Source organism: Paenibacillus sp. P13VS, assembly GCF_015143645.1.
GTDB lineage: Bacteria > Bacillota > Bacilli > Paenibacillales > Paenibacillaceae > Paenibacillus > Paenibacillus xylanilyticus_A.
The window spans coordinates 125832-143058 of the sequence record NZ_WYEV01000002.1 but is presented as its reverse complement, the minus strand read 5'-3'; the positions used below and the strand labels follow the sequence as shown (position 1 = coordinate 143058).

General features: G+C 48.1%; 17 protein-coding genes and 1 pseudogene. 16 read left to right on the top strand and 2 right to left on the bottom strand.

The genetic code is table 11. The features are described 5' to 3' along the window. Position 1: 1 nt before the first annotated feature. From GUA98_RS01770 to GUA98_RS01720, 11 genes and pseudogenes are all read left to right on the top strand, one after another. Positions 2-967: a dipeptidase gene (locus GUA98_RS01770; protein WP_193721898.1), complete on the top strand. Its 966-nt coding sequence runs from the start codon at positions 2-4 to the stop codon at positions 965-967. A gap of 200 nt (positions 968-1167) precedes the next feature. After that, positions 1168-1740, top strand: coding sequence for a phosphate propanoyltransferase (pduL, locus tag GUA98_RS01765; RefSeq protein ID WP_017689107.1), 573 nt, complete (start codon positions 1168-1170; stop codon positions 1738-1740). Between the two features lie 413 nt (positions 1741-2153). Continuing rightward, positions 2154-3710, top strand: a complete 1557-nt coding sequence (miaB, locus tag GUA98_RS01760; RefSeq protein WP_127536216.1) for a tRNA (N6-isopentenyl adenosine(37)-C2)-methylthiotransferase MiaB — start codon at positions 2154-2156, stop codon at positions 3708-3710. Between the two features lie 266 nt (positions 3711-3976). Continuing rightward, entirely contained in the window at positions 3977-4390 is a 414-nt protein-coding gene (locus GUA98_RS01755) for a RicAFT regulatory complex protein RicA family protein (RefSeq protein WP_193722236.1), read from the top strand. A 298-nt stretch (positions 4391-4688) separates the two neighbouring features. Then, entirely contained in the window at positions 4689-5114 is a 426-nt protein-coding gene (locus GUA98_RS01750; RefSeq protein WP_153978048.1) for a PaaI family thioesterase, read from the top strand. 58 nt (positions 5115-5172) lie between these two features. Then, positions 5173-5976 carry an NUDIX hydrolase gene (locus GUA98_RS01745; RefSeq protein WP_095287688.1) on the top strand — a complete coding sequence of 268 codons (804 nt, stop codon included), beginning with the start codon at positions 5173-5175 and terminating at the stop codon, positions 5974-5976. Positions 5977-6047: 71 nt separating this feature from the next. After that, positions 6048-6611, top strand: coding sequence for a cysteine hydrolase family protein (locus GUA98_RS01740; protein WP_153978049.1), 564 nt, complete (start codon positions 6048-6050; stop codon positions 6609-6611). Positions 6612-6776: 165 nt separating this feature from the next. Then, complete coding sequence (locus tag GUA98_RS01735; protein WP_153978050.1) at positions 6777-8231, top strand: nicotinate phosphoribosyltransferase; 1455 nt, start codon at positions 6777-6779, stop codon at positions 8229-8231. Between the two features lie 383 nt (positions 8232-8614). Next, complete coding sequence (locus tag GUA98_RS01730) at positions 8615-9268, top strand: hypothetical protein (protein WP_153978051.1); 654 nt, start codon at positions 8615-8617, stop codon at positions 9266-9268. 37 nt (positions 9269-9305) lie between these two features. After that, a pseudogene (locus GUA98_RS01725) lies at positions 9306-10162 on the top strand (alcohol dehydrogenase catalytic domain-containing protein). 77 nt (positions 10163-10239) lie between these two features. Then, positions 10240-10797, top strand: a complete 558-nt coding sequence (locus GUA98_RS01720; protein ID WP_193721897.1) for a hypothetical protein — start codon at positions 10240-10242, stop codon at positions 10795-10797. A 99-nt stretch (positions 10798-10896) separates the two neighbouring features. On the opposite strand, the gene GUA98_RS01715 is transcribed toward GUA98_RS01720, so the two are convergent. Then, positions 10897-11415, bottom strand: coding sequence for a molybdenum cofactor biosynthesis protein B (locus tag GUA98_RS01715; RefSeq protein ID WP_193721896.1), 519 nt, complete (start codon positions 11413-11415; stop codon positions 10897-10899). Positions 11416-11588: 173 nt separating this feature from the next. On the opposite strand from GUA98_RS01715, the gene GUA98_RS01710 reads away from it, so the two are divergent. Together GUA98_RS01710 and GUA98_RS01705 are read left to right on the top strand one after the other, a co-directional pair. Next, on the top strand, positions 11589-12659 hold the full coding sequence (locus GUA98_RS01710; protein WP_193721895.1) for a CobW family GTP-binding protein: 1071 nt from the start codon (positions 11589-11591) through the stop codon (positions 12657-12659). A gap of 67 nt (positions 12660-12726) precedes the next feature. Then, positions 12727-13062 carry a four-helix bundle copper-binding protein gene (locus GUA98_RS01705; RefSeq protein ID WP_095287680.1) on the top strand — a complete coding sequence of 112 codons (336 nt, stop codon included), beginning with the start codon at positions 12727-12729 and terminating at the stop codon, positions 13060-13062. 77 nt (positions 13063-13139) lie between these two features. On the opposite strand, the gene GUA98_RS29325 is transcribed toward GUA98_RS01705, so the two are convergent. Next, complete coding sequence (locus tag GUA98_RS29325) at positions 13140-13541, bottom strand: hypothetical protein (RefSeq protein WP_227779353.1); 402 nt, start codon at positions 13539-13541, stop codon at positions 13140-13142. A gap of 139 nt (positions 13542-13680) precedes the next feature. Between GUA98_RS29325 and argS the strand changes: the two genes are divergently transcribed. The 3 genes from argS to GUA98_RS01690 are packed head-to-tail and all read left to right on the top strand — an operon-like array spanning position 13681 to position 17189. Next, positions 13681-15408, top strand: a complete 1728-nt coding sequence (gene argS, locus GUA98_RS01700) for an arginine--tRNA ligase (RefSeq protein ID WP_193721894.1) — start codon at positions 13681-13683, stop codon at positions 15406-15408. A gap of 6 nt (positions 15409-15414) precedes the next feature. Continuing rightward, positions 15415-16482 (top strand): ATP-binding cassette domain-containing protein, encoded by a 1068-nt coding sequence (locus GUA98_RS01695; protein WP_153978056.1) that lies wholly within the window; start codon positions 15415-15417, stop codon positions 16480-16482. Further along, positions 16479-17189, top strand: a complete 711-nt coding sequence (locus tag GUA98_RS01690; protein ID WP_153978057.1) for a hypothetical protein — start codon at positions 16479-16481, stop codon at positions 17187-17189. The genes GUA98_RS01695 and GUA98_RS01690 overlap by 4 nt, the downstream gene beginning before the upstream one ends. Positions 17190-17227 lie beyond the last annotated feature (38 nt).

Sequence of the window (17227 nt, the reverse complement as noted above, 5' to 3'; positions counted from 1 at the left end):
CATGACCAAGTGGAATGTAGCCGATTTTCACTGCGATGCGCTCAGCAAAATGTTAATGCAATCTGAACTGTCCTTCGAGGATGGTGCCGCACTGGATGTCAATCTGGAGCGGATGATGCAAGGGAATGTGGCTCTGCAGGCATTTGCCATTTATTTGCCTAAAGTGCTCGGTAGGGGCAAGTTTGAACATGTGGTTGGTCAGCTGGAAGTATATCGCACACGTGTGGAGAAGAGCCCTGAACGGCTTGGGGGCGTAAACCAATTATTATGGCGGGAACAGGTTGGTGAGGTCGGTCAAACGTCAAATCCTTGGGGGCTGTTGACGCTGGAAGGTGTAGACGGACTCGAGGGGAACCTGTTTTATCTAGAGCTATGTTACCAAATGGGAGTAAGGATAGTAGGGCTCACCTGGAATTATGCCAACTGGGCAGCTGATGGTGTGTTGGAGAAGCGCGGAGCAGGATTGACCGAGAGGGGCAGGGAGCTGGTCCGTCTTTGTAACCGGATTGGCATGCTGCTGGATGTGTCACATCTCACGGAGAAGGGATTCTGGGAACTGGCTGAGCTGAGTGAGCGTCCGTTTATTGCTTCGCATTCCAATAGCTATACGGTTTGTCCAAATGTGCGTAATCTGAAGGATGACCAGATCCGGGCGATCATTGCACGGGAAGGGCGAATTGGGTTAACGTTTGTTCCATGGTTTGTGAAGCAGGAGGGAGAAGTTAGAATCGAACATTTGCTGCCTCATATTGAACAGATCTGTTCGCTTGGCGGGGAGCAGCACCTGATGATGGGCTCGGATTTTGATGGCATACCCACATACATTCAAGATCTTGAACACACTGGCCAGTACCCGAGGCTGATCGAAAACCTTCTCCAACATTACGACGAGAAGCTGGTACGCGGCTGGTTGTGGGATAATGCCATGAGTTATCTTGGGAAACATCTGCCTGAGGGGAATTTGTAATAAACACCAATTACTACAGCGAGAGCACTGCATTCACTACAGATTGTTTTACAGAATAAGGATATTATTGATAGTGAAATAAGTGTATTTCATGAATTTTCAGCAGTTCGTTTTCATTTCACGTCAAAAAGGGGTATAATACCATTGGATTGTTAAGAGCCTAATCGTAGGCCACAGATAAACAAGGAGTGAAATTCACGATGAGTAAAACAGTACCAGTGGGCGTATCTGCCCGTCACATTCATGTATCCCAAGAGCACGTTGAAATTTTGTTTGGTAAAGGCTACGAATTGACTGAGTTTAAACCTCTGTCCCAACCTGGTCAATATGCTGCGAACGAAACAGTAGCAGTTATCGGTTCCAAAGGACAGTTTGATAAAGTGCGTATCCTTGGACCTGTGCGTCCTGAGACACAACTGGAAATCTCGATGACAGACTCTTTCGCCATTGGCGTTAAGGCACCTGTTCGCGAGTCCGGAAGCATTGAAGGTACACCTGGCATCACGATCAAAGGCCCAGCTGGTGAAGTTACGATTGATAAAGGTGTTATCGTTGCTGCCCGTCATATCCACTTCCATACTTCCGATGCTGCTAAATGGGGTATCGAAGACAAACAAATGCTGAAAGTTCGCCTTGGCGGAGATCGTGGACTGGTACTTGAAAATGTACTGGCTCGTGTATCTGACTCTTTCGCATTGGACATGCATATTGACACAGATGAAGCAAATGCTGCTGGCGCTCGTAACGGCGACACTGCTGAAATCATCGACTAATCAAATGAACCGACATTCAACTGAGTTTTCTTCGGTTGGTGTAACTTAAAAAAACCTGAGTACATCCTGGTAAGCTGTTTTACACAGCGAAGGGGGTTGTGCTCGGGTTTTTGTGTATTTTGTGTCACGTATGACGCAGAGTTTGTATGGTAGGATAGTTAAATCAATGGCGGCTTGGAATGTGGAATTACAGCCCAGTTCATGTTATAATTTGATGTAATGCTCTTTTGGTGCATATTGCATGAAATCGATAAGAATCCAAGAGAGATAACGAAGTTAGAAATATGAGATGGTGACTTTTTTTGTAGAGGTTGCTGCTCATATCGAACGTATATACAACTGCCTGATGCAGCGTGTTGTCTTAAGAACTTGAAACTTTTATTAATAGAGGCTGTAAGGAGTGACCGAAGGAAATGGCTAAAGACTCAAAAAAGGATTACTCCCAGTATTTTGATTTCTCCGATGCCAAAGTAATTTCGCAAGATGAATTCAGCAAAAAGATTCGAATTCGGGGCCGTGAGATCAACATCAAGTCGGAGCCTAATCATCGTCAGGAGAAACAACGGGGCAAGGAAGACGTTCAGGTGCTCTATGAGAATGCAGTGCCGGATGAACTGAAAACGATTGGTAAAGGCAAACACTATATCGTATACACGTACGGCTGTCAGATGAACGAGCATGATTCCGAGACCATTAAGGGACTCCTGGAATCCATGGGTTATCAGGCAACCGAGGACCGCAAAGAAGCGGACATTATATTGCTGAACACATGTGCCATCCGTGAAAATGCGGAAGATAAGGTGTTTGGTGAGCTGGGTCACCTCAAAACGCTGAAAACGGAGCGTCCAGGACTGCTGCTTGGCGTATGCGGGTGCATGTCTCAGGAAGAAGGTGTCGTGAACCGGATCATGCAAAAGCATGGCTTTGTGGATATGATCTTTGGTACGCATAACGTTCACCGATTGCCACATCTGATTCAGGAAGCACTCTTCAGCAAGGAAATGGTTGTTGAGGTTTGGTCCAAGGAAGGCGACATTATCGAGAACCTGCCGAAGAAACGTGAAGGCATGCGCGGCTGGGTGAATATCATGTATGGCTGTGACAAATTCTGTACATATTGCATCGTTCCATTTACACGGGGGAAAGAGCGCAGTCGCAGACCGGAAGATGTAATCGCCGAGGTTCGTGAGCTGGCAAGACAGGGATTCAAGGAAATCACATTGCTGGGGCAGAACGTGAATGCTTATGGCAAGGATTTTACGGATCTGAAATACAGCTTCGGTGACCTGATGGACGATATTCGCAAAATCGACATTCCGCGTGTGCGGTTTACAACCAGTCACCCTCGTGATTTCGATGATCGACTGATTGAGGTGCTTGCCAAGGGCGGAAACCTGGTGGAACATATCCACTTGCCAGTACAGTCTGGTAGCACGGAAGTGTTGAAGCGCATGAGCCGTAAGTACAGCCGTGAACACTATCTCCAGCTGGCGGATAAGATTAAGAGAGCGATCCCTAATGTCGTTCTGACCACGGACATTATCGTGGGTTTCCCAGGTGAGACAGATGAGCAGTTCGAAGACACGTTGTCACTGGTGCGCGAAGTAGGGTATGACTTTGCTTATACCTTTATCTATTCTCCTCGCGAAGGTACGCCTGCTGCGGTGATGGAGGATAACGTGCCGATGGAAGTGAAGAAGGAACGTTTGAAACGCCTGAATGAAACCATCAACGAATACAGCCACAGAAGCAATGAACAGCAGCGTGGCAAGATCGTTGAAGTGCTCGTCGAGGGTGAGAGCAAGCGGAATTCCAACGTCCTGGCAGGACGTACACGCAGTAATAAGCTGGTACATTTCGAAGGACCCAAAGAATTGATTGGTACTTTTGTGAACGTGGAAATTACCGATCCGATGACTTTTTATATCCGTGGCAACCTGCTTACCGAGCCGGTAGCCGCTAATCAGTAATACTCAACACAACCGAATAAGATGAATGTTGGGTTTGCACGTAGTGGAGAGTGCAGTGCCAATCTGGAAAAGCGTAGCGTTCGCCTTTACAACCGGATTTTACCCTATGAAAATTAGTTCAGAAAATCCGGGGGTAACAGCGATTGAAAGATGGCAATGTAATCGGAGCGGCTGATGCGAAAATAAACATTCATCTTATAATATCTCATAGAAATGGAGCGATTTCAGTGGCGCAGGAAGAAGAAGTGCAGTACAACCATTATGGAATGCCTACCTACGATACGCGCAATCTGGTCATACGCGACGACATTATGGGAAAAGCCAAAGAATTGGCTGATATGCTCGGCACAAGCGAGGAAGTAAGACATTTCCAACAGGCTGAGTCCAAAATTCGCGATCATGAGCGTATCCAGCAATTGATTGCAACAATCAAGAAGAAACAGAAGGAGATCGTTGCCTTCGAAAGCTTCAAAAATGCTGAGATGGTCAGCAAAATTGAACAGGAAATTGAAGAATTGCAGGATGAACTGGACAGCATCCCATTGGTAACCGAGTTCCAGCAGAGCCAAAGCGATATCAACTACCTGCTTCAACTTGTCATCTCTGTCATTCGGGATACCGTTTCCGAAAAAGTGAATGTGGAGGCAGGCACGGATTCACCTCCGACCAACTGCGGTTAATGGACAAGAAGGGTGCGGACGCGGTCCGTGCCTTTTTTGACTTATAGGAAGAGGGAGCTAACACAATCGATCTTGAAATACATTTCGAAGAGCTCCACGCAGTGGGGTTCTTTTGTGCGTGTACGGTTGACGAACGCCTAACAGGAATAAGACCAGGCTGGCAAGAGCAGGCTTATTAGTAATGACCAACGGTATGAAGGAGATAGCATCCGAGAGTCCGCAGCAGAATTACAGGTGCAATAAAAATTATAGACAACTTAGTCGATAACATTAATGTGCAACAAAGGGGAAATGGAAAATGGATATTTTGGATAAAATGGTCGAAGAGGGCAGTGAACGATTCTGGGGGTTCCTGGGTTGTCGTTATATCAAAGGAAATGAAAAGGAAGTACAGATCGCATTAACGGCTGGCGAACATCATACGAATTCGATGGGGATTATTCACGGCGGAGTGCTTACTTCCCTGATGGATCAAGCGATGGGGATGGTAGCCACTGCAGCAATGGCCGTGGACAGCTGCGTGACGACCAATCTGAATGTGCATTTTCTGGCACCGATGAAACAGGGGGAGTTAATGGTGACAGCAACGGTGCTGCACCAAGCCGGACGGAGCCTCACCGCTCAAGCGGAAATTCGTGATGCATCAGGTACATTGGGATGTATGGCAACAGCCACATTCCGTGTAGCACGATCAAAAACACCAAGCACAGAATCCAAAGGTTGACAAACGGCATAATTATGTCATAATGAGATTATCAAAATGAAAGTAGTCGGTGGTGCCCATGAGCGAAAACTACGAACACGTCAATGAAGAGAACGATGAACAGGCAGCACTTGCCTATAGTTCCAAGAAATATCGTACCCCCGATGGCGTTCCTGCGGATATCGTGATGTTCACCTTAACCAAGAGAGAACGCAAGACGGTAACCAAGACACTTCCCATTCGTGAACTGAAAGTGATGCTGATCAAGCGCAAAGGCTGGCCTTTTGCAGGTCGCTGGGCTTTGCCCGGTGGATTCTGTCAGGAAAATGAGTCCATCTATGATGCTGCTAAGCGGGAGCTAATGGAGGAGACCGGTGTCGACGGCGGACATCTGGAATATCTAAATGTATATAGTCAACCCGGGCGTGATCCGAGGGGATGGATCATCTCTCATGCATTTTTCGCGCTTGTAGAAGAATGGATGCTGGAGCATCGCCAGGCGGCAGATGATGCTGAAGATGTAGGCCTGTTTACCATACAGGAAGCATTGCAGGAGCTGGAGCTTGCCTTTGATCACCGGACAATCATTGAGGATGCATATCGCCGCATACAGCAGCAGATGCTGGAAACGACGATTGCAAGACAGTTTCTGCCGCGTGATTTTACGTTAAGCGAATTATACCAGGTCATTCAGAGTGTGGTACCAGATTTTGAAGAACCAAACTTCATTCGGAAAATCACTTCCACTCGCAGTCGAAAAGGGATTGTGGAAGAGGTGCGAGACGAAGAAGGGAACCTGCTAAGCTCCAACCAGTACTCACAGCGTCCGGCACAGCTTTATCGTTTCACGGAACTTGTACCCCGTCTGTCGATCTATACTTAATTTCGGAAGGTTCATCATTAAGGAGTGTATCTGGATCAACCCAACCTATTTCTCAAAAGGGAGTGTGGACGATGAAAGCACTGATTGTGATTGATTTTACCCGTGATTTCGTAGACGGATCCTTGCCTGTAGGCCAGCCTGCGATCGAGATTGAGGAGACAGTTGCCGCGATAACGGAAGCATATTGTAATAATAAGCATGAAGTCATCATGGCAGTTGATCTGCATGAAGAGAGTGATCCGTACCATCCGGAAACGGCTCTTTTCCCACCGCATAATGTTAGAGGGACTGAGGGAAGGCAGCTATATGGCCGTCTGGCACAGGTGATGCAGGAACGTCATGAAGATATTCGGTGGATGGACAAAACAAGATACAGCGCATTCTGTGGTACAGACCTGGAACTCAGGCTGCGTGAACGCGGGATTACAGACATTGCACTGATTGGGGTATGTACGGATATTTGCGTTCTGCATACGGCAGTGGATGCGTACAACAAAGGTTTTCACATTACGGTGTATGAAGATGCCGTTGCCAGCTTCAACCCGGCGGGACATGAATGGGCACTCGGACATTTTCAATCAAGCCTTGGGGCTCAGGTCATTAAGGCCAGTGAGACCGTACTTGCAAGGGCTTAGCCTGGGTTCAGCGATGGTGTTAATAAAATGATGATGAGCAGGAAATAATCCGGAGACTCGTATCCTTACACATGTTCTGATACAAAAGTAAGGAGTCTCCACATGTTGACCCGAGTGCACAGGATACACTTGTGTAACGAGCGGAAGTCAGAGAGGATGAGACAAATGCAGACGACTAGCCTGGCTTTACATACGGATAAATATCAAATTAATATGATGTATGCACACTGGGTGAATGGAACTCACAAACGAAAAGCGGTGTTTGAAGCCTATTTCCGCAAGCTTCCTTTTGGTAACGGTTATGCCGTATTCGCCGGATTGGAACGGATTGTGAACTATATCAGCCAGCTTCGCTTCACCATGGAAGACATCAAGTATTTATCCAAACAAGAGGAAAATTACGATCCGGTCTTTCTGGAAGAGTTGCTCCAGTTTTCATTTCAGGGGACAATTCATTCCATGAAGGAAGGTGCGCTCGTTTTCCCTGATGAACCGCTCATTCGGGTAGAAGGCTCCATTATGGAGACCCAACTGGTGGAGACGGCAATACTTAACTTCATGAACTATCAGACGTTGATTGCAACGAAGGCGTCGCGGATCAAACAGGTGGCGAGTCAGGACACGCTGCTAGAATTCGGAACCAGGCGGGCTCAGGAAGCTGATGCAGCCATATGGGGTGCTCGGGCATCATATGTCGCGGGATTCCATGCAACGTCCAACATGCTGGCAGGAGAACGTTTTGGCATTCCGACAGCAGGAACACATGCCCACTCTTGGGTACAGAGTTTCATGAGTGAGCAGGAGGCGTTTGACGTCTATGCCAAAGTGCTGCCCGATCAGGTGACCTTGCTCGTAGATACCTTTGATACCCTGAACAGTGGAGTACCTCATGCGATCAAAACCGCCAAAATGCTCGAAAGCCAGGGCAAGAAAATGAATGCCATCCGTCTGGATAGCGGTGACCTTGCCTACCTGTCCATTCAGGCACGTCAAATGCTGGATGAGGCAGGACTGGATTACGTTAAAATTGTGGCGTCCAATGACCTGGATGAGAACACGATCTTCAACCTGAAAGCTCAGGGCGCTCGCATCGATACATGGGGCGTGGGTACACAGCTGATTACAGCATCCGATCAGCCATCCCTTGGCGGTGTTTACAAACTGGTCGAACGTGAAGTGGATGGTGCGATGCTGCCAACGATCAAAATATCGGCCAACCCCGAGAAGGTATCCACCCCAGGCAAAAAAGAAGTATTCCGGATCATTGATCCGAAGCATGGCAAGGCCATTGCAGACTATATCTGCTATCCTGGAGAAGAACAGCCGCTTCAGGGCGGGCCGCTCAAGCTGTTCAACCCGCTACACCCGTATCTCAAAAAGACCGTAACGCGCTATGAAGCGGTAAATATGCTTGAACCAATCTTTGTGAATGGGTTGAAAGTATATGATCTGCCTACCCTGGATGAAATCCGCAGATACCATCGTGAACAGATGGATCTGTTCTGGCCAGAGTATTTGCGTAAACTCAATCCGGAGATTTACCGTGTGAACATCAGTCCGGCCGCATGGAATATGAAGCAGAAGCTGATTGCTGAACACGTACAATTTACAGAGGAATGAGAACAGAAGAAGGCATAATCGGTATATTTACCGAGTTATGCCTTTTTGGTTTCAGATTTGTTCTACAGCCGTTCATCGACTGCAGCAGGCTTGGTTTTATGAATTCATGCGGCTGTGTCCAACTTCATGACAGATGGTCTAGGAGTCGCAGTATACTAAGGATTGAAGATAGAATGTAATTGGACATGGCTTCATTATTTCTCGGGAAATGGTAAAAGACGTCAAAATTCTACATCGTTCAGAAATTATGGATCTGCATAGTCTTAAGGAGTGGCACATGGACATCACGGACAGAATCCAATTCGCGAGCAATTCTAGAATCGTACGTTTTCTGTTTCAAGCCTGCAGCCTCGGGGGATGAAACATTGAGGGAGGTGTTCATCGTGAAATGGATCTTGGGAATGATCTGGCTTGCCTTCTTGGCATATGCATGGATTTGGGCGCCTGGAAAGCAGGTGGGGAGCGATCCTGTGTTCAGAGAGCTGATTACGCTGCAGAGCAAGGAAGCATGGTTGATGACCGTGTTCTCATGGCTGGGCATTTATCCAGCGATCTTTGCATGTCTCCTGTTGAAAACACCTGCCAATGAGCGTGGAAGCCGTATGCCTGTTTGGCCGTTCGTGCTCTTGTCTTTTGGCTTGGGAGCCTTTGCCCTGCTTCCTTATTTCGCATGGTCGTCACCAAAGCGGAGTAGACGGGGAACGGAACAGCTTCATTTTGGCTATCGTCGCAGATCTATCATTGGGCGGATTGCAGGACACAAACTGACGTATGGTATACTTTTATTGTTGACGTTGGGTACGGCATGCTACGGATTCATTCAAGGCCATCCGGCTGTATATATGGAAGCATTCAGGCAATCTTCCTTTGTACATATTATGACGATTGATTTTGTTGTGCTGACACTGCTCTCCGTTATTGCAATCTATAGGGATGCCGTGTTCAGCCGCAGATCGCGTGTATGGGCATTAACAGGATTGGTGCCACTGATTGGACCGCTCGTGTATTTGCTAGTGGATAGAAGAAGTACAGCTTAAGATCAGAAAAATCACCAAACATAAGGAGAGGATTTACATGGAGAATACGTTTCCGGCATATGTCGTTCGAAGTCAAGAACAAGGCGGAGTTAAGGCAGCGGTAGAACAGTTGAAAAAAGAAGATCTGCCGAATGGAGATGTGACTGTGCAAGTACAGTATTCCAGTGTCAATTATAAGGATGGACTCGCTACAATCGAAAAAGGCGGAGTTGTTCGTGAATATCCCATGGTACCTGGCATCGACTTGGCAGGTATGGTAGAAGAGTCCGTAAGTGGACGATTTGCCCCGGGTGACCGGGTGATCAGCACAGGCTTTGAGCCAGGGGTGTCTCATTTTGGAGGCTTCAGCAGATACGCTCGTCTACGGAGCGAGTGGCTGGTTCCGCTGCCACCAGGTCTCAGCGAGAAGGAAGCGATGGCAATCGGTACAGCTGGTTTTACGGCGGCGTTGTCGGTAGATGCTTTACTTCAGGCAGGGGTTACACCAGACATGGGCAAGATTTTGGTTACGGGAGCATGGGCAAACAGCTGTGGGCAGGGGTTGTTGATCCTGCCGCAGGCCCGGCACTGGCCGAACGCCTGAAACAGGTTCAATATGGAGGTGCAGTTGCCGTATCCGGATTGACTGCTGGATCCCGGTTTGAATCTACCGTATTTCCGTTTATCATACGGGGCATTCAGTTAATCGGGATTGATTCAGTGTATTGTCCAATGGAGAGACGGGAACGCTTGTGGAACCTCCTTGGCGGGGATTGGAAGCCGGATCGCGCGCTGGAGCTGGGCATTCAGGAGATCACCTGGGCACAGCTGCCACACACGCTGGAGAACATTTTGCAGGGTGGCGCGGTCGGTCGCACCGTGGTAAATACGATGGCAGACATACCAACCGAATAAGATTCTTTTCTCCTAGACATGCTAATCCTACCTAAGATTGCCACGAAGCAAGAAGTGGTGCGAAAGGAAGGGAACGTATGCGTGTTGGAAAAGAAGGAACGCGGTGGGCAGTAGAAAGAGGTTCGAGGTCCTTGTTTGCTGGAGTTATGATCGTACTATGCTTGGGAGCGCTTATTGCCTGTTCAAGTGAATCAGTTCAGCAGGAGCGAAAGGTATACAGTGGGGAAGCGACGGAAGAGGGCAACATGAGAGCCAAGAGTCAGGGGCACGGCTTAAACGGCCCACTGATACAGGAGCTGGATAAAGCTTTTGCCGCCAAAGACATCAAGTTAATGAACAACATGTCCGCAGATGATGGGGAGGGTGGAATCTCCTATATGTACCTGCTGAATGGCAGCGGCCGACATATTGTGAAGGTTCACATTTTTGGTGATCCGGACACACGAACCGCACGAATGAAAGAAATGTACGGGATTTCTGACGAGCAGGCAGTGATTGAAAATGCACTTGGCCAAACAACGATTCGAAGCAAAGGGTATGTGTCCCTTGTATACACCGCTTCAGGTGGAGAGAAGGACATTTATGAAGAAAAGGTAACCCAAGTGTTTCAGCATGTGCTGAATCAGTTGAACTGATCCCAAAGGCAGGAGAAGCAGCAGCATCGTCAAACTTAGTTGTTCATTCATGGGATGAATTAAATAAATGGATAAAAAATAACAAACCCGTCTGATGATTCAGACGGGTTTGTATATTTCGCGCATCACATGCCGCAGCTCTGGAATAATGATTTTTTCCATTGCCAGCTTGACTGCACCTTTGGAGCCCGGCATGGAGAAAACAGCCGTACGTCCAATCGTTCCGGCTACGGCTCTGCTCAGAATCGCAGCTGAACCGATATCCTCGGTATAACTGAGGAAACGAAAGATTTCACCAAAGCCGGGCAGTTCCTTGTCAAGCAGGGAGGATACGGCTTCATATGTTGTATCTCTGGGAGCAATTCCGGTACCCCCACTGAGCAGTACGGCTTCAATATCATCCCGTACGGCTGCATCCTGCAGAATGGTGCGGATACGCTCGGTTTCGTCTGGCGTAATGATATATTCGGCTATTTCATATCCTGCCTCGCTCAGCAGTTGATGCATGAGTTGTCCACTGGTATCCGTGTCCTTGGTGCGGGTATCGGATACGGTGACAATCATGCAAGAGACCTTGTCCGGTGCTTCTTGACGATGTTGTTCCACTGAGTTGGTCATGAGACACCCTCCTAATCCATATTTTCTCATAGCATAGACCATTCGGCAGTTTCAGGCAATGCGCGGCCGGAAAGAATTGCTCCATATTGCACATTGAATGCAGGATGGTGTACACTCGCAAGATATAAAACTAGTATGTTTCACACAATGGTCAGCCAGAGAGGTGTATAGCAATGAGTGTAACGAGTGAAAAAGAAAAGTCTGTACCCGTATATATATTGTCAGGTTTTTTGGGGAGCGGAAAAACGACGCTTCTTGTGCAGTTGATTGAACATTGGCAGCAAGCAGGCTTGCGTCCTGCAGTAGTCATGAACGAGCTTGGTGAGGTAAACCTCGATGGTCAGGTGGTAGATGCTGAAGTACCCATGACCGAAATGCTCGGGGGCTGCATCTGTTGTACGGTTCGAGGAGACCTGGGACTTCAGCTTGCTGATCTTGTGCAGGAGGAGTCGCCGGATGTCATTGTCATTGAAGCGACGGGAGCAGCCAACCCGATGGAAATTCTAGATGCCGTGACAGAGACGTCCCTGTACATGCGTCTTGAGCTGAAAAGTCTGATTACCGTTGTGGATGCAGCACATCTGTCTGGCTTGTACCAAGAGCAGAAGGGCCAGACGTTCAAGCTGATGCAGGAGCAGATTCGCTGTGCCTCGGTACTGATTCTGAACAAAACAGACCGGGTTGGTGAACAGGAAATAAGTGATCTGCAGCAGCTGCTCACGAAGTGGAACGGTTTTGCCCCGGTTATTCAAGCCGTGAGATGTGAAGTCGACATGGATTTGCTCCTTCAAAGCGGCGATGGAGTGCATGCCTATCAGGCTGCAGCTGAATCGGATCATCAAGAGGCTGCGACAGAGCACGTCCATACTGAGGCATGTTCAGAGCATGGTTGTGGTCATAGTCATAAACATCACCATGAACATCATCATGAACATCACACCCCGCACGCATCACATGAGCATGTTATGGTATATACGCACTATTTCAACCAACCGGTGAACAGCGAAGCTTTTGAGCGGTTTATAGCTGGATTGCCGCGGGATGTTTACCGAGCCAAGGGCATTCTCTCCTTTAGTGATACAGCTAGCCGCTTCTGGTTTCAGTATGCATATCGGGAATCGGACTATATGAAAATCACGCCTCAGGGAGACGTGCCCAACGTGGCTGTGTTCATAGGTGAGCATTTTGACCAGTCTGTTATTCGTCATCAATTACTGGAAATGGAATCCATAAATCAGGCTTGATGATTCAAGGTTCCTCCGAACTGGGTATTAAGAAGCATAGCAAACTTTGCCTGGGAGGTAACTTTAAATGACACAACAACAATATCAACAATGTATTGATGCTTGCCTGGAGTGCATGAATGCTTGCAATGTATGTTACATATCCAGCTTGAAAGAATACGATCTGGCGATGCTTCGTGACTGTATCCGACTGGACCGCGAATGTGCCGAAATCTGTGGTTTCGCTGCTCAAGCCATGACGCGTGGAAGTGATTTTATCGCTGAAATTTGCGAACTTTGCGTAAAAGCTTGCGAAGCATGTGCAGCAGAATGCAGCAAACATGAACACGATCACTGTCAGGCATGCGCCGAAGCTTGCCGTAAATGTGCAGAAGCTTGCCGTTTGATGGCAGCAGTAGCTTAAATAGATGCATGAATGAGCGGCCCAATGGATTTGAATATGAATGGCGCAATCCCCTCTTGAAATCAACGCAGAGTACATCAAACCAGATGTGCGGATACGGTGCAATCAGGAGGGGATTTTTGCGATGAGGAGCACGTGAAAGCATGCACCGCATATGGGATGCTTACAGAACAGGATGATAGAAGCGGAGCTGCCTTCATCGGAGAATGTTTCCCGCAGGTTGCCAAAGTCAGAAGCGATATGTATAATGATGGCAATGAATTGAAACGATGAATATCCGTGATCGGGAGAGTAACCAGAATCATGCTTAACAGCGAGCCGGAGCAGGTGAAAGCCGGTATGACATGACCTGTGTGAACCGCACCCGTGAGATGGTTATCCGAAGTGATGCTTTTTGGAGTGAAAGACGAAGCATCTTCTTGAGGGTAATCCGGCATGCGGCCGTTATTCGCACCAAGCGGAGCAGCTTCGGGCGCCATATAACATATGGCCGTACGAGGTTGTTCACCTAGAGTGGTACCGCGGGAACTGTCAGATCAGCTCTCGTCTCTTTTATAGAGACGAGAGCTTTTTTATTTTATATGTTGTTAATCCATATCAGATAAAGGAGTGTTTATTATGTTAATGAAACAAGCGGCAGCACATCTTGCTCCTCTTACGGGGCTGGAGGAAGAAGAGGTTCTCAAGCTTTTGGAAATCCCCCCACAACCGGAGCTTGGGGATGCAGCATTCCCTTGTTTTGTACTCGCCAAATCACGGAAGAAAGCACCTGCTGCGATTGCTGCGGAGATTGCCGGCGAACTGAAGACAGCAGACTTTACAGCTGTAGCAGCAGGGCCTTATGTGAATATCCAGTTTAACCGGGAAAAGTGGTCTTCGGAATTACTGGAATGGGTGAACCAACCTTCGTTCGGTAAGCTCAAGATCGGCGAGGATGCACGTGTATTAATTGATATGTCATCTCCCAACATCGCGAAACCGTTCGGTATTGGACATCTTCGTTCAACGGTTATTGGTGCAGCGCTATATCGGTTATACAGTGAAGCGGGATATGTCCCGGTGAGTGTTAATCATCTTGGAGACTGGGGAACCCAGTTTGGTAAACAAATTGCTGCCTACAAACGCTGGGGTAACGATGAAGCGCTTCAGGCAGAACCTATCCGTACTTCCCTTGAACTCTATGTACGGTTCCACGACGAAGCGGAGAATGACCCAACCCTGGAGACCGAGGCACGTGAGTGGTTCCGCAAACTGGAACAGGGAGATGAAGAGGCCAGACGGTTATGGGCGTTCTTTGTTGAGGTGAGCATGAAGGAATTTGACCGAATGTATGAACGTCTGAATGTACAATTTGATCATACTCTCGGTGAGAGTTTTTATAATGACAAGATGGGAGCCGTTGTGGAAGATCTCAAAACCAAGGGTCTGCTGGAAGAGAGCGACGGAGCGCTAGTCGTGCGTCTGGAGGAAGAGAATATGCCGCCTTGCCTGATTATTAAAAAGGACGGAACAACGATCTATCCGACAAGGGATTTGGCCACAGCCGTTTATCGTCATGATGTGATGAAGGCAGATAAGCTGTTATATGTCGTTGGGGGAGAGCAAAAGCTGCATTTCAAACAGGTGTTTGCCGTACTGTCCCGCATGGGATATGAGTGGGCTGCGAACTGTGAGCATATTCCGTTCGGATTGATGCGATTTGAAGGGCGGAAGATGTCCACCCGGCGCGGTAAAGTCGTCTTTTTGCAGGAAGTGCTGGATGAAGCGGTTGCTCGGGCTTTACAGATCATTGAAGAGAAGAATCCCCATCTGGACAACGCGCAGGACGTTGCGGAAGCCGTAGGTGTAGGAGCGATTGTTTTTGGTGATTTGCGCAATAACCGGCTGAATGATGTGGATTTCTCTTTGGAAAGTGCAGTTAGTTTCGAAGGGGAGACCGGACCTTATGTGCAGTACACCTATGCGCGGATTAACAGTGTACTTGCCAAGGTGAAGGATGCGAACAATGATAATGAAAATAGCCAAGTGACTTCCTCAAATGATACAGAGTTTAATGATGTGACAGATCGTGCAGCAACCGTTGGAGACACTTCTTGGACGCTGCTTAAGTTATTGGCTGATTATCCGCAATATCTTGAAAAAGCCGTTGGGCGCAATGAACCTTCGGTGATTGCCAAGTATGCAATTGATCTGGCTCAGGCATTCAACCGTTTCTATCACGCCGAACGGATCGCTGACGCCCCCGCTGAAGTACGGCCGTTCCGGGTGAATCTAACCAAGTGCACAGCTGAACGTATTGTCCGCAGTCTCTATTTGCTCGGCGTCCGGGCACCTGAGCGGATGTGATGTACTGTGAAATGGGGGAAGCGTAAAACTGGTTGTGAAGCAGATGGTACTAAACATGAGGAAGCAGGCAAGTTGCGCGAAGGTATCTCGCTTCAGCATGTGAGCAAACGACTCGGAGGCGTGTCCGTATTGAGCGGGATTAATTTACATGTGGAAGCTGGAGAATGCGCTGTGCTGGTGGGCAGAAATGGTTCAGGTAAAAGTACCCTGCTGCGCACCTTGGCAGGATTCCTGGTTCCTGATCATGGCTTGGTGTATCAGACGATAAAAGAAAAGAAGATGTACGCGCTCGACGGATTGCCACGTTTGCCATTCACTTCAGACGAATATTTGTGGGAAATGGGCCGGATTCGTGGCATCCGACCTGCGCTGCTGCGACAACGAATAAACGAGCTGAGTGAGTTACTCTATCTTGGGTCTGCGCTCGATCAGAAATTATCCTTGTTATCCAAAGGAACGCTTCAAAAGGTCAACTTGATTCAAGCGATGCTGCCAGGTCCAGATGGGCTCATGCTGCTGGATGAGCCGTTATCCGGCCTGGACCTCCCTGCCCAGGAGGCGGTCGTAACCCTGCTGCAGCAATGGAAGAAGGAAGGCACCTCCATTGTGACAGCTTGTCATGAACCGCTATTTATTGAGCGTTTGGCCGATCAGGTCTATGTGCTTCAAAACGGTCGTGTATTACGGCATTGGAAACGCGAAGATCTAAAAGAGTTGGGAGAGCCCATTGTCCAAGTCCAGAGTTTAATGAAGGGATCGAATACGGAGCTGTTCAATACATATTCGAAACTTGTTGAACAGGAGGGTGTTCTGCAGATCCATCGTCATGGGGAGATGCCTGATCGCAACAAGGTAGTATGGGACTGGATAGTTGAACGCAGTACCACCGATCATGTGATCCATGAAATTATTGCGGCGGGTGGTTCGATTGTGTCTGTTTTGCAAGAGGAAAGCCGAGTACATATGGAGCATTTGCTGGAAGGTCATCATCCGGCCGATCATCGGAAGAAAAGCACCGCCGAACCTGCTTCCTCCCATTCTCGCTTGGAAACGATGGAAGGAGAATCTCCATGATTTATCTAACCCGGTATTTGCTTAGGCAATACATCCGTTCACAGAAGTATTTTGCACCCGTTGTGATGTATATCATCTCCATGCTCCTGATCTACTCATATCAGCCGAACCCGGTGGCGGACAGTTATAGTGTTACGGCCATGCTTCTATTTTTTGGATCTGCCTGGCTGGGATTGACCGTAATGAACGCAGAGCCAGCAGGGCAAATTCAATTGCTTGTGCTGCATGCAGGAAACCGACGAAAAGTTATCCTTGGCCAATTATGGTGCACCTGGCTGATGCAATGTGCGCTTGTGGTGATCACCGTGCTGTATCCTGTGATGTTTGGCATGTTCGAGAGACGGCCGACTGGCGGAGAGTGGACGATGGCGTGGTCGGGACATTTGGCATTATCTCTACTGGGTTTAGCTGTAAGTCTTTTCTTTCAAAAATCGTATATTCCCCGGCTTAGTCGCAGTCTGTCTGGTTTGATTGTTATGCTGCTTCTTTCATTTGTGCAGGGTTCACTCGCAAGTCATTTGCCAAACTGGCTGCAATGGTTAAGCAAAGTCTTGCCCCCAGCTTTCTATCTTGTGCGTGAAATGATGTTATTTGAAGAAGCGAAGTGGGGAACTCTCTTAGTGCCCATCCTGTGGGCTATAATGTACGCATTCATCCTGCTCTCCGTTCATATATGGCTTGCTGGAAGAAGTGATCTACGGAGTTAGAAGCCGTTAATCCCTACGACTTGAATGTTGCTCTTTCT

What these genes read in the sequence shown, in the direction of transcription:
- GUA98_RS01710 (WP_193721895.1), top strand. Translation starts at nt 11,589, where the DNA reads ATGAGTGTAACGAGTGAAAAAGAAAAGTCTGTACCCGTATATATATTG.
- miaB (WP_127536216.1), top strand. Translation starts at nt 2,154, where the DNA reads ATGGCTAAAGACTCAAAAAAGGATTACTCCCAGTATTTTGATTTCTCC.
- GUA98_RS01750 (WP_153978048.1), top strand. Translation starts at nt 4,689, where the DNA reads ATGGATATTTTGGATAAAATGGTCGAAGAGGGCAGTGAACGATTCTGG.
- pduL (WP_017689107.1), top strand. Translation starts at nt 1,168, where the DNA reads ATGAGTAAAACAGTACCAGTGGGCGTATCTGCCCGTCACATTCATGTA.
- GUA98_RS29325 (WP_227779353.1), bottom strand. Translation starts at nt 13,541, where the DNA reads ATGGCGCCCGAAGCTGCTCCGCTTGGTGCGAATAACGGCCGCATGCCG.
- GUA98_RS01740 (WP_153978049.1), top strand. Translation starts at nt 6,048, where the DNA reads ATGAAAGCACTGATTGTGATTGATTTTACCCGTGATTTCGTAGACGGA.
- GUA98_RS01745 (WP_095287688.1), top strand. Translation starts at nt 5,173, where the DNA reads ATGAGCGAAAACTACGAACACGTCAATGAAGAGAACGATGAACAGGCA.
- GUA98_RS01715 (WP_193721896.1), bottom strand. Translation starts at nt 11,415, where the DNA reads ATGACCAACTCAGTGGAACAACATCGTCAAGAAGCACCGGACAAGGTC.
- GUA98_RS01755 (WP_193722236.1), top strand. Translation starts at nt 3,977, where the DNA reads ATGCCTACCTACGATACGCGCAATCTGGTCATACGCGACGACATTATG.
- GUA98_RS01735 (WP_153978050.1), top strand. Translation starts at nt 6,777, where the DNA reads ATGCAGACGACTAGCCTGGCTTTACATACGGATAAATATCAAATTAAT.
- GUA98_RS01720 (WP_193721897.1), top strand. Translation starts at nt 10,240, where the DNA reads ATGCGTGTTGGAAAAGAAGGAACGCGGTGGGCAGTAGAAAGAGGTTCG.
- GUA98_RS01770 (WP_193721898.1), top strand. Translation starts at nt 2, where the DNA reads ATGACCAAGTGGAATGTAGCCGATTTTCACTGCGATGCGCTCAGCAAA.
- argS (WP_193721894.1), top strand. Translation starts at nt 13,681, where the DNA reads ATGTTAATGAAACAAGCGGCAGCACATCTTGCTCCTCTTACGGGGCTG.
- GUA98_RS01690 (WP_153978057.1), top strand. Translation starts at nt 16,479, where the DNA reads ATGATTTATCTAACCCGGTATTTGCTTAGGCAATACATCCGTTCACAG.
- GUA98_RS01705 (WP_095287680.1), top strand. Translation starts at nt 12,727, where the DNA reads ATGACACAACAACAATATCAACAATGTATTGATGCTTGCCTGGAGTGC.